Here is a 15,487-nt window from a genome sequence, read left to right as displayed (position 1 = left end):
AGGGGTTACATTTAATTGCGACTTAATCTATGGCAATCAATACCTGTAACGGATTGAGCCATATCAAATACAGAGCGTTGGCATGTAAACAACCAGATTTGTTGGTTCTTGCCTATTTCTGCTAATAGTTCTAAGGCACTACGTTGACGGTTTTCATCAAAGCGCACGAGAATATCGTCTAGGATAATTGGCAAGGATTCAACTTGGTAAGAGAATACCTTTGCCAGTGCCAAACGCAACGCTAAGTATACTTGGTCCGCTAAGCCACTAGACCAGAACTTAAGCTCTAATCGCTCCCCATTGCCGTTAACAAGAGCTACGCCTTCGTTGATGCCGAGGATATCAAAGGTGTAGATACCGCCAGTCAAACGTTCTATATAAGAAGATGCAAGTTCTAACATATGAGGCTGTTTTTCTTGCTCATAGGACTGTTGCGCTTTATCCATGCAGTGGCTCATCAATACTTGAGTAGCCCAATCTTCAAGAGCAGATTCCAGTTCATTTTGTAACGCTTCACGCTCTTGAAGCATTTGGTGTTGCTCTTGGTCAGAACCTAGGGCACGCATAGACTCCACAACTTGACCACGGCGCTCATATAATATTGCCAACTTGTCTTCAATGGATGCTATTTCTCGTTCAGAATGCGCCAATTCATCAAGCCAATTATCCTTATTGCCTTCACGCAAGCGGCGATAGAATAAATCCCTATTCTCCGCATCAGGCGCTAGTAAGTCTAACTGAACCTGACTTTGTTTGTAAATGGTTTGCCATTGCTTGTATTGATCTTCATCAATAAGATGTTGACGATACTCGTTGGAGCTTTCCATACCAGCCTTGTGCAAGAGCTCTTGTTGACGAAGTAGTAATTCTTTTTCTTTGCGGTGCCAATTATCATACTCATTGCGGAAGCTTTTACGTTGTGCTTCCTTTTGTTCCCATACAATTTTATTTTGTTGGAAGTTTTTGTATTGGTTATAAATACGTTTTAACTCTGTAGGAGATACTGGCGCCTCAACACCAAGGTTATACCACAAGGTCATGGCTTGGTCTTCGATAACACGCAAACCTTCTTTATGCTCAGCTAATCGCTTTTCATAGCCTTCAATGGTGCGCAATTGTTCATGATATTGATCATACTCTTGTTTGAGTCCAAAGAAATCATCTTCGTTAAGGCTCTTCGCCGCACCTTGAGGCAACCAATTCTGCCAAGCTGCAAGGGCCTCATCATAAATAGCTTGTAATGTATGACCTTCTTGGATCCAACGATCAAGATGTGCCGCTCCTTCAATGGATGGAATTGGGCTCACCACAGGTGTTGCGGCCTTAATCAACGCCTCTAGCTGATGTTCTACATCAGATTTACGAGATGACAAGATTTGTAACTCATAATTCAGTTTAGATACATCAGAATTGCCGTTATGACGTCTCCATGTAGCATACCAGAACAACGCCATAGATAGGATTAATAATACAAAGCCGCCAATCGTATAGAGTACAGACTCTAATACTAATAAGCCTGCTAATACGAGTAAAACGCCAATCACTGCAGCTACGCCACTAATGCGTTGTAACCACTTTGGCAAATTACTCGGTTGTGCATCAGGACCATAGCTATCCCGTTTTTCTGTAACCCGATCTATATCCATCAAGATAAGCTCTAGTTCACGTTCGAGATGCTCTTTTTTCGCCAAATCCTCTTCGCTGTAATTTGGTAACGATGCTCCGTCGAGATTGGCTGTTGGCAAATCATCAGAGGCCTCAGCAGGCTTGCGATCTTGCCAATGTAATAATTGATCTTTAGCAGTGCGCAAGCGACTTGCTAAGCGCTCTCCTTCAAACCAATTCACATCGTCAGCCATTGGCTCATCATCACGCCACGCAGAATGCATAGAACGAGAAAACTCTAATTGTTCTCGTACCTTAAAAATGTATGCATCCCCTTCTTCACACTCCCGGCGCAATTGTTCCCACTTGGCACCTTGTTGGATAAGGTCTTCAATATCTTGACCATACGTACCAAATGGACTATCCGGACTAAAGTTAGCTGGCATCAAGGCCGCTTCCTTTTCCTGCCACAACTGCATATTGTCTCGAGCTCGTTTGATTTCCTCATCGATACGAAGGAACTCATCACGGCTCAAGGCGAGTTCACTATTGTACTGCTGCATGTGCATACGCGCCTCTTCACTACGGCGATACGTATCCCATGCGCGCAATACGACGTCTATACCATCGCGGTATTCCTTCCATTCTTGCAACTGACCTTGCAATTCTGCCTCAGTCTGTTCCGTACTATGAAAGGCTTTTTGCAATTCTACATATTGCGTTTCATGCTCGGCTAAATGGCTTAACTTTTGACGATTTTCTTTAAGCTCATCCATCAACACATTGATGCGGCGTTTACCATTGGAGGAAGCTACTAATAGATCAGTAGCGCCTTTTTCCACATCTTTTACGACAGAGCCTAAATGCTCGCCCCCTTCAGCACCGAAGAAACGGGACCGAACCTCTACCTCTTGTAGAACATCGAGCCCTTGTAAATCATCAAGGGTCAATGCAAAAATTCGATTATATGTTTTTTTATCAATACCATGCCACCAGTGTTGAGCTGGCTCCTCATGAATGGCTGGATTCCCAGGACTGTAAAAGTCTAGTTGTTTACCCTTACGACCAATGTAGTAGCTTTCACCATTACGCTCTACATCAAGGGAACCAGTCATAGGCCCATAAGCCTTATGAGTACCACCAAATAGAAGTGTGCGCATCCCTTCAAGCAAAGAGGTTTTGCCACTTTCATTAGGTCCATACATGAGCTGAACACCATGATTTCCCGTAGTGAAAGACCAGTTGCGATACGGGCCAAATTCATCAAATCGTATGCGTTTAATGTTCATCGTTAGCCCCCATCAATACAGTAACACCTTCAATTTCACAGCGCTTCAAGGCGCGAAGCAATAATTCATCACTTAACAACTCAGCATATACACCTAAGCGTTTAAACTCAGGTCGTTCTGCCAAAATTTGACGTGCCGTCTGTACAGCATTGCCATCAACCATATCGTCATAGGCGCGTAAATAATCCCCTACTACATCGGATAACAATCTACGTTCAGCCAAATTAATGCTAGGTCGCGTATTACACATCATGCGATAAGGCATAACAAATATAGACTTGCTTTTCTCTTCACTTTGGGACTCTTGCAACCATAATTTGCGCACACCTTCTTGTGTACATAAACGATGCAATGGACCTGTACCTACGAGAACGATGGAAAGCAAGATATTTTTCTTATGCTGCTTACGCAGATTCTCTTTTTTATGGCGTAAAATTTCTAAGAATTCTGCTTCAGTTTTCATGCCTGCAATATCAATTTTGATTTCTTCAAAACGGATTGCACTTGTTTCAATGAAACGAGGTTCACAATGACCATTATGAGATACAGAGACGAGATAGCACCCCTTAGGGCCTATTTCCTTGCGGTGTAAACCTTGAGGATTACCGGAATAGACAACAAGAGGTTCCTCGCTAAGAACTTGAGATTTGTGAATATGTCCTAACGCCCAATAATCCATAGCTGCCTCTGCAAGATCAGTTAAACTGCACGGGCCGGTCACATTATGGTTTTCAGAGCCTGCACTAGAACCTACCGTCCCGTGCATTACAGCCAAAGAAAACTCATCTCGTTCAAAGGCACGGTATTGGCGCGCATAATTGTCGCTTTCATTACCATGGCCACAGCTAATACCGTAAACGCCACCAATTTCTATATTGTTAACAATTAATGGGAACCGTTGTACTTGTTCACTAGAGAATACATGCACATTGTCAGACATCTGCAATTGAGCCTTCCAGCTTTCAGCAGGGTCATGATTACCTTGCACCATATAAACCGCAATGCGATGTTCCGCCAAACGATACATGGCGCGCACAAAGCGCACCTGTGCCTCTAGATTATGATCTTCGCTATTATAAATATCACCAGCTATGACAACCGCATGAACATGCTCATCAATAGCAGTGTCAATAATTGTATCAAAGGCTACATAGGTAGCTTCGCTCACGGCACGATCAACGGCGCGGCTAATACCTGTAGCATATTGAAAGGGTGCCCCTAAATGCAGGTCACCACAGTGTATAAATCGAAATGGCTGCATCTATATCCACTCCTTGTATTAGTACTTTTATTATAGTTATATATAGTAATTACAATATTTTATTATACTACAAAACCGTAAAGATTACTTAAAAATAACTATCAATCAATCTATCAAAATAGATACTAAAATATAGTATCTCCAATTAGATTCAAACTATAGGCCTTACCTGTATTCAAAATGGTCTAAAACCTACTGCGACATTTTTGTTAACTTAAAAATACATTAAGTTGACAATTTATACACGAACGTTTACAATCAAATTGTCAATATTTTATATTTTTATTAAGTTAACAATCCTTGGAGGCTATTATGGCTTTGCCTACAGATCAACAATCAACCCAAGTGGGTACATACGAAAAAATCCTTACTATTGCCAACCGTATTATGAACGGCGGCGAAATCACTAAGAAAGAAGCAATCGAGCTGATTCATACTTCAGATGATGATACTATGATTTTACTTGCTATGGCCGATAAAATTCGCCAGCATTTCAATGACAACTCCGTGGATGTATGCGCCATTGTAAATGCACGATCTGGTAAATGTCCTGAAAACTGTAAATTCTGTGCCCAATCTGCCCATCACGAAACAGGTGTTCAAGAATATCCGTTCATGGATGATGAAAGCATCCTCGATGCGGCACGCAAAGCTAAAGAAGCAGGCGCTATTCGTTTTTCTATCGTAACGAGTGGTCGTAATACTAATAACCCAAACGAATTTAACCAAATCATTCGCGTATTAGACCGTATTAAAAACGAAGTAGGTCTCGAAATTTGCTGTTCTCTTGGTTTGTTAACTTACGAACAAGCTCTCAAATTAAAAGAAGTGGGTGTAACTCGATACCACTCCAATATCGAAACAGCGCCTAGTCACTTCCCAGATATTTGTACAACCCATTCCTACGAAGATAAAATGTCTACTATCGATAATGCTCAAAAAGCAGGTATTCGAGTTTGCTCTGGCGGCATCTTCGGTCTTAATGAAACATTAGAACAACGCGTAGAGATGGCATTCGAGCTTAAACGTTTGCATATTGACTCTGTACCACTCAACATTTTAAATCCTGTTAAAGGTACACCATTTGAAAATAATAAAGCATTACGTCCTCTAGATATTTTACGTACCTTCGCTGTGTTCCGTTTCATCTTGCCAAACGCATTGATTCGTACAGCTGGCGGTCGTGAAGTAAATCTTCGTGACTTACAAGCTTATGCTTTAAAAGGTGGTCTTAACGGCATCATGGTTGGTGGCTACTTAACAACTGGTGGTCGCTCTCCACAAGACGATCTCCAAATGATTCAAGACTTGGAGCTAAGTCGCAATTCTGCCCAAGTTTAAATTTTCGTATATACCATTCTCGTTTGAGAATGTTGTATATAAAAAATATTCCTAAGATTTATAAATTTTTTACACATATAAAAAAGAACCATCTAGTTTGCTGTGCTAGATGGTTCTTTTATTGCCATAATAAATTATAAATGGCTTGACCATTTGTATTGCCTTCAATAGGTTCTGGGTTTTCATTATACTCTACATTTTCATAAGGTGTACCGTCCGCCATGTACGCATCTACCTTTAACGTTTCCATGGTACGATTATATCTACTTATATACACTTTATATCGCAATTCGTCGCCACCCAGTTCATTGACCCGCAGCCACAAAAGCGCATCATAATCACTTTTTTGAACACTGTCATTGTCAATAAATAATTGGTTTCCTGACGCATCTGGTCCAACATAATACCAGTCCGTTGCGTTAGCGGTCCCCCCTATACTGAGTAGCCACAAAAGGGACAATATGGTTAATATTTTCCTCATATGACTGCTCCTCTCATGCCTTAGAGCTGTATACTTTATAAAACTTTAATAGCCATTAAACCTTTATAAAATATACAACTTCTCCTTTATATATAATACCAAAATTTCCCCATATTTATCAACAATAATTAAACTTAATTATTATCTTTTTTAGATTTTCAAGAAATTAAAAGAAATTTCTTAAAAAATTTCATTTTCAACTCATTTTTTGTTCTTATAATGACAATGTCAAATGATAAATAGAGGTAACAATTCCCTGGTTACCATACGTGTATTTATCTCCCGACAAGTATTACTAACCCCAAACCTACTACTTGTTTAAATACATGGTTCATTTGATATTAATACTAACACTCCCCTTACATGAAAAAAGGACTCCAGTTGGAGTCCTTTTTTCGTTGTATAAAACTTTAATGAATCTCAAAATATAAACGTGTATAAATTCTATCTACTTTGTAATCCACGATAAACTAGTTCAAAAATAATTTTCTGAGCTTCTAACCACTCATCGCTCTGAGACCACTTATATTGTTTATTAACAGCATATAGACCGTGTACTAAAAATACAAAAACGGATACCCCCACATCAAACGAAACGCCAAGAGATTTTGCCATAACGAGCCCTTGCCGATCTTTTTCACGTTCTATAATGCGTTGTAATACATATTCTGAAATTTGTTCATCTAAAAATAAAGGTAAATACTTTTTATGTCGTATAATACGCTGACATAAAGGCAATCTATCAAAAATAGAATCGTATGCTTCTCTCAACGAAACAGAATTAGAAGCAGCTGATAAGGTGTTAGCTATGGTTTGTAAATTGTTGTTATCTACCATTCCTGGCTTTGAATAAGCGATTGCATCATCCACTAAATCATCAACAATTTCCATGATATTACTATAGTGTAAATAAAAAGTAGAACGAGTTATACCCGAAGCTTTACACAACGATGTTACTGTTACAGACTCAAAAGAATTGTTTGCTAAACAACTAAGCAAGCCTTCTTTTAACAACATACGTGTCATTTCTTTTCGAGTTATCATATAACCTCCAATATAGACACTTTTATACAATGTGTCTATTAATAAACATAGTGTTAATTATTGTTGAGACTAGTATAACAAAACAAGGTACACTAGTTCTAGAGATTACAAATAATAATCTATTCAATTAAATCGACAATAATTTAATTAAGGAGATAACTATGACACAATATACTCACATTCGAAATGCTACAGGAAAATTAACAATAAAAAATACAACATTCCTTATTGATCCATTTTTAGCACCAAAGGATAGTTATCCTGGTTTTGAAGGAACATTTAACTATCAACAAAGAATGCCTATAGTTGATTTATCTCTATCAATGGACAATCTATTAAGCAATGTAACTGCAGTGGTAGTTACACACACACATCTCGACCATTGGGATGAAACGGCAATTAATGCTATTCCAAAATCACTTCCTATTTTTGTACAAAATTCAGCGGATCAAAAACTCATCAGCTCTCAAGGTTTTAATGATGTGCGCATCATTTTTGAAAGTGTGGACTTTAACGGCATTACATTAACAAAAACAGGTGGCTCTCACGGCACAATAGAAATGTATGCAAACCCTAATCTAGCAGCATTAGCCGGTGATGCAATGGGCGTAATTTTCGAAACATTAAATGAACCAACTGTGTACCTTGTAGGTGATACGATTTGGACAAGCGATGTGGAAAAAGCACTTCATCATTTCGACCCTAACGTTATTATTATGAACACTGGATATGCTCAAGTTTTAGGCTTTGAAGATAGTATTATTATGGGTACAAAAGATATTGGCCGCATGGTGGTACGCAAACCAAAGGCAAAAATCATTGCGGTTCACATGGATACAGTTAATCACACAGCAACAAGCCGTGAGGATGTGCGCAAGTTTATCAAAGGCAACAACATTGAAAGCCATGTAGCAGTGCCTGAAGACGGCGAAACCATCGCACTTTAATAGTCCTAAAATAATTAGCATACTAGGCTACAGCTAATACAACACTACTAAAAATCTATCAACAAACAATAAAAAACACCCTCTAAAGTCTAGCAGTCATAATAACTGCAAGATCTATAGAGGGTGTTTTTGTACTTAACTACAAATTATAATCTATCAAAAGATAAACTATTTTACTTCAGCCCAACCTAAAGCAGCACGTTTAGCATCGATATCTGCTAAGATTTTTTCAGCTACTTTAGCAGGATCAGTATTTACATACATAACAGATCCTAAGATGTCTTTAGTATCTTCTTTCAACCATTTTGTAACAGCATCAGAACCTTGTGTAGGTGGCTCAACGCAGTGGTAAGAGTTAATACCCATCAAGCGGAAGCCAAGGGATGCATCAATACCTTTTTCATTAGACCATTCAGGGCTAGACATTGCAAATGGCATTTGTGGTAAGTTAAGACCTAATTCACCAGCGATACCAGCAAAAATACCGGAGGAACGTGCATTATCTACACATTCGCCAACATGCCATACTGGTGGTTGATCATCACCTAAGAACTCTTGCAATGCAGGGCTACATTTTTTGTTAGCATCTGTATTACAGTAACCAAGTTTCATCAATGGGAAGGATGCACAACCATTTGTTAAGATGATACAGCCATTTTTAATAAGTGTATCAACGATATCTACAGTAGCTTTTTCGTAGATAACGCGAGGGTTGGAACAACCTACTACGTTAACGATACCACGAACTTTACCAGATTTTAAAGCCTCTGCCAATGGTTTGAAGGAACCATAATGTTTAACAGTGGATTCTGGAGAGAAACCGACTTCTGCAGTAATTTCGTATGGTGGAATGTATACAGGCATGCCTTTACGCAATTCATGAGCTTCAAGGGCACGATCCAAAATTTTGCGAGCCAATTCTTTTGTTTCAGACAAGTTAGTGTGATGATGATCGTAACCGATGTGTTCTGCACCTGGTAAACGAGCTGCATCAGATGTAGTGATAACTTTTGTGTTGAAGCAACGTGCTACGTCCATGATAGCAGGGTAAACGTCTTGAACGTCAGCTACCCAGCAATCAAGCGCGCCTGTACCAAGTACAAGTTCAGCACCGATAGCATTACACAATGGAATAACATTTTCATAACGATACATGCTGGACAAACCAGAGCAGCAGATACCGTAGAATTGGATACCTTTAGCACCGATAGCTTTCGCTTTTTCTAAGTACTCTTCGGACGCACCAATCTTACAAATTTGGGAAACCAATGTTGGTAAGTGACCATGAACAGCAATATTTACATAACCTTTTTTCAAGGCACCAATGTTAACTTTAGAAGTACGACGACCACCAAGACCGAACAATGCGTCTGTTGCGATGTCGGCAGCTACTACGCCTGTGAATGTGAACGCAAGACCACAACGTAAGAATTGTTTCATGTTGCTTTCCCAATCGCCATCTGTACCTACGCATGTACGATGATATGCATCAAATGCTTCATTGTATGCGGAAATAGGCAAGATATCTAAGTTTTTCCAAACTTCTCGACGTTCAGCAGGAGCTAACGCTGTAATTGTTTTATATTCGCCAGGCAATGCACGGCTCAAGTCTTCGAGCAATACATCAGCTAAATCATTAGCTACCTCTTTCAAGGAACGACCTTCTTCAGGGATGTTGAAAGCCTTACATACAGTACGGATTTTTTCTTCGCCCAAAATTGGAATATCTAATTGGTCATTAGCAGCAGCTTTCAAAGAAATCAAGATTTCACGAGCATGCGCACCATGTTGAGTCAAGCCACCTGCAGCAGCACGTGTCATATTACGAGCTACGATAAGGTCCGCATCAGCACCGCAGACACCACGAGGGCTCTTAGGTGTAATTTTACATGGACCCATGAAGCAGATGCGGCAACATACGCCTGCAATACCGAATGTACATTGTGGTTGTTGTTTATCGAAACGATCAAATACTGTATCGCAGCCAATTTGTTCCATGCGAAGAATCATTTCTCGTACCGCAGGATCTGGTGTTTGTTCGATAACATCTTGTTTTGTAGGCCATGTTTTACGGTATTCTGCAACGGCTTTCATGTAGTCATTTACGCCATGTTCATGAGGTACCCCTGGTTCATGAGTGTGTGGCACCCATTTATCCGTTGGTAGCGCTTTGCCATGACTATGGTCGTGACCATGTTCATGATCGTGGTCATGATGATGATCGTAATCGTGACCATGATGGTGATGATGACCGCCACAATGGCAATGATCATGGTCATGATGATGGTCATGATCGTGATGGTGATGATGTTCGCCATGGCTATGGTCATGGGTATTTTTGTTTTCCACATCTTTACTCATAATAAACCTCCTAAAGGCCTACGTAGGCCAGCTAACAATAATAAGAAAACATATTCTACATTTATTTCAAGTTAATTCCACCATAATGATGGACTTTAAATCCTATCTACTAAATATGTTTTAAACTACTATAAGTATATTTTCTGAAAGGACATTTGTCAATTACATTTTGAGAAATTTTTGACCCATTTATACCTATAAACCATTATATTAACAACATTTATCAAATTCAACCACTTCAGATTTCTTTCATAAAACAAAAGAGGTTAATTCCCGAAAATTATAGGAATTAACCTCTTTTATTTATATGACACATTATCTATATATTTATGTATCCAAATTATTATTCGATAATAGTATTAAATTCGCCAATATTCTATCTGTATAATTTATAAGAATTGTTGCATAATTCGAGCTACTTCGGGCAAATGGAATCGCTTTGCTCTATCCGATCTCGCTACAAGAACTAATTGACGGAAACATAATTTTGATGCTAAAGGATAGAATTTAACTTTATCATCATCACCTTTACTATTGAGTGTACTCGGCAAGAAAGTAATACCATAATCATCTTCTACTAAAGAACGGCAGGTATCTAAGTTTTCAGAACCAATAACAGCTTTTGGCACAAAGGATTCAGCCTGACATAGACGATTTACCAAAGTTCGTAACTTAAGGCCTTCTCTTATGAGAATAAAAGGGAAAGACCCAAATGGTGCTATCTCATGTATTCCATTCGGTGTCATGAGCGAGTCAGCAATAGCTATAGCTTTTTTATTTTCTACACTAACAGCTAATAAAATTTGCTCATCTAACACAGGATAACTTTCAAGAGCTTGAGAGTAAATTGGTGTTGGAAATAAACCTACATCAACTAATCCATCACAAATTTGTTGCTCCAAAAAATGGGACTCCCCTTCTACTACATGAAATTCCCAGGATGGCTCAATTTGTTGAAAGCTCTTCAATGTTTTACCTAACATATGGTGACCATAGAATTGAGATAATCCAATACGCACATGATAAGCCGCGTCAGACCCTTGATTAATGATAGACTGCGTTAAAGCCTCTACCTTTCCTACTAAAGGCATACCCTCTTTAGCAATTTGTAAGGCTGCAGCGGTTGGTACAACCTTTGTCCGATCTCGAGCAAATAAAGGCACCCCTAACTCAGCCTCAATGCGACGAATACTTTGACTCAATGCAGGTTGAGAGATATATAGTTTTTTAGACGCCTTTGAAAATGATGCCATCTCAACGATGGTACTTATATATTTAATATCCTTTATATCCATAAAAACACCTTATAACAAAACATTGTTGATTTATCATAAGTATATATTACCACAAAAGAAAGAACCCTCCACAAGGAGGGCCCTTTCTTTAAAGTTTTAAATAATCTTAAGACAGAAATTAAACTGACTCAATATATTACATTAGAGTTTTTAATACATCCAATACTTCTTGTGGCAATTCATTTTTATGACCAATAAGTTTTTCTACATAGTCATAGCGGAACTCGAACGCTTTGTGTAATTGGTGATGGTATTCACGCACTTGGAATGGTGGTTCAAAACCAGGAACCTCAACATAAGAGAGGTTTTCATATTTATAGAACGGTTTGAAGTCCAATGTACCTTCTACCAAACGTTCCAATAAATCAAGAGTTACCTCTTTAGGAATTTTATTTTCCAAGAAGAAACCTGTATTCATAATGTAGCATTGTACGCCACATTCAGAGAACAATTTTTTGTAGCTTTCATAGTCACGAACCAATGGATATGTACGGAATGGATTTGCATATGGTTCTATAACAAGTGCATTTGGATCAACGTGAGCATCGAGCTTTTCAGCAGTAGAACGACGTGTAGCTAGTGTTGCGCCCATTGTAGATGCCAAAACAGGGTCATTAATTTTAAGGATTGGTGGCAAAGTTTTATCTTTCATGAGCCATACAATGGCATTAACTGGTTGATCTACGTAGTTTACACGATTATCTGTCCAGAATTGAGATTTAATAGCGCGACCATTATTATTACGCACATCTTCTGCCAACACAACCTTACGGCCATCCTCATCCATAGTTACGCCAACATTTTGTAGAGTCAACAAGAATTCATTAGCAGGATGTTCCACAGGATAGTCTTGCATTTTGTCGAAATATGTAGGTTCAAGAGCAATAGAACTCAAGTCATTAGTATTGATGATATACGCATCGTCATGCAAGATAGAAATATCATAACGACCATCATGCTTTTCATGAGTTAATGTAGATTTACCAGAACCGGACAAGCCAAATACACCGATTGTATAGCTTTTACCATTCTCAAGATTGTAACGTTTCATACCGCCGTGGCATGCTACATAGTCGAAACGGTTCGCCAAGGACCACGCCAATGTAAGGGTACCTTTTTTATGCTCACCGAAGTAGCGCATACCAAGGATCATAGCGCAGTTATGAGCTGGGTCAAAAATAGCAAGCCCACCTGGATGACCTGGCACTACATAGTCAGGATCAGAATAGATATAAATATCGCCTTCTGGAATTTCTACACTATCATTGTAGAATTCTTTTACAGCTGCATCAAAGAACTTGAAGTTCATGATCCAGGAGTACAAAATGGATGCGTGGTCTTTTGGAATCATCAAATGAGCACGAGCGGTGAATTTTTTATCAAGACCAACAATAGCTTGAGCAGCAATCCACTCTTTATCGCGGCTATCATAGACTGCATCACGTGCAATATTAGCAAGTTCCACTTCGTCAATGCCTTCATCGCCAATAATGCGACGAGCTTTTGCATAGCGACCTGTAGTTTTACCATCGTTTGTAACTATTACCTTTGCATCAGCTGGCAAACCTTGCTCGCATGGTTTATATACAGGCATATCGAGGACGATAACACCTGGCTCTTCAGTGGCAAATTGATACGCTTGTGCCACAGATGTAATAGGCGTTACATTGTTTCCATAAAATGCAGTTTCAATAGTACTGCGCATCTTAGAAAATAATGGGTTTGTTTTAATTTCACTTTGCTTCCAAACGCGTCTTGTCGACATAGTATCCAGATCCTCACCTTTAATATATACGTAATTTCTCTTGTAAAAGTAGTTTAAGATAAGAAAATACTGCCTCGGCAAATACTTTCATTATATTTTATTGTACCCTTTTCAGACAAATTTGTATACACAAAACAGATGAATTATAAGAAATTAATGTATGTTTATTTTGAATTAGTGCAACACATCTCTAATAACAAAAATTGATAACTAATCATTCCTTAACGCTCCGACCAAGGTAAACCACATATGATTCAATATTCATAGTCACTGCACAATACTAATAACAAAATAAAATGAGGCAAGATCCTAAGACCTCGCCTCTTTCACATGTAAAAGTTCAATTATTTCTTATTTTTATTAATGAATGCGTCGATTTTACCAATCAAATCATTTACATCAAAATCACCGCGCTCTGCAATCATCTTGATGGTTGCTACCTTAGCCATTACTTTTACCATAGGTGTTTTCAATTTTTCAAATTTAGGATTTAAAGAAATTAAATAATCTACCACCTCAGGACTTTGTTTAATCAAATTAGAAAGAGTTGTTTTTGCGTCGATATGGAATTTACCATCTGCATCAGCTGTTAACGGTTCTTCCTCTACCTCCTCTGCAGCCTCTTGAGCCAATGATTTTTCTTTGCTACTATCGCCTACAAAGTCAGTTTTATCCCAAGTCAACAAGGTACGAGAACCTTCAAGTTCACGAATATGCGTACAATCTTGCATCATTTCTAGTACACCACGGAATTTACCATTTTCATCGCGCACTGCCGTGTAGATAACATAGATAAACAAGCCCGGTTTATTGATCCAGAATTCAGCTTGGCTTTGTTCTCCAGAGCGGAACTTTTCAACGATTTCTTCTACTATGTGAACAGACTTCGCTGGATGACAATTTTTCACCTCACGGCCAATAACATTGGCACTGCGAGGGAAAATGCGATGCGGTGTATCGCTGTAGAACTTAACGAGTTCATTTTCATCTACATAGGATAAATCTACAGGCAGATGACGGAATAACAAATTGATTTGCTCCAATGTCAATTTGCCAGTAGCTACATCTAGAACAGCATCCTTATTTACAGCTGCACCTCCTACAGGCCCAACATATTTGGATAATAGACCGGCCAAATCATTTAGGAACTCATTAGATACACCATTTTGACCGGAGTTATTTGCATTTAGTTGCGCCGCAGAATCATTGATGCCTGGCACTACATATAAACCTGGCGAATCAATGATAGCATAACCAATTTCATGATCATTTTTGCTCATGCGCACAAACTCTTCATCGCTTAACAATTTATACGATGTGGGCAATAGTACTTCTAACTCTTTGGAGTTCAAATCGCGTAACTTCTCTAACGTTTCTGGTACAGACGCTAAGAATTCTTCGTATTTATCCTCCCGTAGCAAAGCATAGGATGCAGAGATAGCATCGCGCACACCGTCATCAAAGGTCCACATAATACGTGTTGGGCGGTCAAAACCATGATCCTCTAACATTGGATACAGTTGATTTTGCTTACGAGACAGATGCGTTCTCCATTGCGCTAAAGAATCAAAGATACCAAGCCAAGGGTTCTTGATAAACTTCTCTTGCTTTAATAGTCCGTCTGCTTCAAGAGCGACCTTTTCAACAGCATTGATTTCTTCTAAGTACACCCACAACGGATGATTTTCAGGATACTCATTTTCTGCACGAACTAATACGCCATCAAACAAGTTCAATAAATCATCCATCTTATCTAGGATTTCTTCATCCTTGTAAACACCTTTTAAACTTTGCTCTGCATAAGCAAACTCATCAGGCGTACAAGTACCTAGTTTTTCTTTCAAAATGCGATTGCCCTCTTCTAAGGACAATTTGCCGTCTAAATAATCTTCTTTAATAGACACAATAATTCTGTAACGTTCATTGTTAATATCTAGCTTTTGTTTTAATGGATTCATATCTATATACCTCCAAGGGTTAATTGATGATTATAAATCCATTATATCATTTTGAAAATTATTTTCAGTAGCTATAGGTACAGTTTTATTATTTTATGAAACTTTCTCAAAAAAGCACCCATACCATTGTAACGGCCCTA

10 protein-coding genes are annotated in these 15,487 nt (G+C 38.7%); 2 read left to right on the top strand and 8 right to left on the bottom strand.

Going from position 1 to position 15,487, the window contains the following annotated elements; all coding sequences use genetic code 11:
- Window positions 1-11 precede the first annotated feature (11 nt).
- Together VCHSUH04_RS09885 and VCHSUH04_RS09880 are read right to left on the bottom strand one after the other, a co-directional pair.
- Complete coding sequence (locus tag VCHSUH04_RS09885; RefSeq protein ID WP_105086431.1) at window positions 12-2,894, bottom strand: AAA family ATPase; 2,883 nt, start codon at window positions 2,892-2,894, stop codon at window positions 12-14.
- Window positions 2,884-4,155 carry a DNA repair exonuclease gene (locus VCHSUH04_RS09880; protein ID WP_105086430.1) on the bottom strand — a complete coding sequence of 424 codons (1,272 nt, stop codon included), beginning with the start codon at window positions 4,153-4,155 and terminating at the stop codon, window positions 2,884-2,886. Before VCHSUH04_RS09880 ends, VCHSUH04_RS09885 begins: the two co-directional genes overlap by 11 nt.
- Before the next feature lie 312 nt (window positions 4,156-4,467).
- Here VCHSUH04_RS09880 and bioB point away from each other — a divergent pair, with 312 nt between their 5' ends.
- Window positions 4,468-5,496: a biotin synthase BioB gene (gene bioB / locus VCHSUH04_RS09875; protein ID WP_105086429.1), complete on the top strand. Its 1,029-nt coding sequence runs from the start codon at window positions 4,468-4,470 to the stop codon at window positions 5,494-5,496.
- Between the two features lie 118 nt (window positions 5,497-5,614).
- On the opposite strand, the gene VCHSUH04_RS09870 is transcribed toward bioB, so the two are convergent.
- The gene (locus tag VCHSUH04_RS09870; protein ID WP_005387626.1) at window positions 5,615-5,977 is read right to left on the bottom strand and encodes a hypothetical protein; all 363 of its coding nucleotides are present in this window, start codon (window positions 5,975-5,977) and stop codon (window positions 5,615-5,617) included.
- Between the two features lie 444 nt (window positions 5,978-6,421).
- Window positions 6,422-7,021, bottom strand: coding sequence for a TetR/AcrR family transcriptional regulator (locus tag VCHSUH04_RS09865; RefSeq protein ID WP_105086428.1), 600 nt, complete (start codon window positions 7,019-7,021; stop codon window positions 6,422-6,424).
- A gap of 161 nt (window positions 7,022-7,182) precedes the next feature.
- On the opposite strand from VCHSUH04_RS09865, the gene VCHSUH04_RS09860 reads away from it, so the two are divergent.
- On the top strand, window positions 7,183-7,968 hold the full coding sequence (locus tag VCHSUH04_RS09860; RefSeq protein ID WP_105086427.1) for an MBL fold metallo-hydrolase: 786 nt from the start codon (window positions 7,183-7,185) through the stop codon (window positions 7,966-7,968).
- A 168-nt stretch (window positions 7,969-8,136) separates the two neighbouring features.
- On the opposite strand, the gene cooS is transcribed toward VCHSUH04_RS09860, so the two are convergent.
- From cooS to VCHSUH04_RS09840, 4 genes are all read right to left on the bottom strand, one after another.
- Window positions 8,137-10,329, bottom strand: a complete 2,193-nt coding sequence (gene cooS / locus VCHSUH04_RS09855; RefSeq protein ID WP_105086426.1) for an anaerobic carbon-monoxide dehydrogenase catalytic subunit — start codon at window positions 10,327-10,329, stop codon at window positions 8,137-8,139.
- A gap of 389 nt (window positions 10,330-10,718) precedes the next feature.
- Window positions 10,719-11,624, bottom strand: a complete 906-nt coding sequence (locus VCHSUH04_RS09850; RefSeq protein ID WP_105086425.1) for a LysR family transcriptional regulator — start codon at window positions 11,622-11,624, stop codon at window positions 10,719-10,721.
- Window positions 11,625-11,760: 136 nt separating this feature from the next.
- Window positions 11,761-13,389, bottom strand: a complete 1,629-nt coding sequence (locus VCHSUH04_RS09845) for a phosphoenolpyruvate carboxykinase (ATP) (protein ID WP_105086424.1) — start codon at window positions 13,387-13,389, stop codon at window positions 11,761-11,763.
- Between the two features lie 344 nt (window positions 13,390-13,733).
- On the bottom strand, window positions 13,734-15,347 hold the full coding sequence (locus tag VCHSUH04_RS09840) for a PAS domain-containing protein (RefSeq protein ID WP_105086423.1): 1,614 nt from the start codon (window positions 15,345-15,347) through the stop codon (window positions 13,734-13,736).
- Window positions 15,348-15,487 lie beyond the last annotated feature (140 nt).

The sequence above is a fragment of the Veillonella sp. T14073-2 genome (genome assembly GCF_002959875.1).
Classification (GTDB): domain Bacteria; phylum Bacillota; class Negativicutes; order Veillonellales; family Veillonellaceae; genus Veillonella; species Veillonella infantium.
Note: the sequence above shows the minus strand (reverse complement) of the source record. Positions and strands in the feature narration are given on the sequence as shown.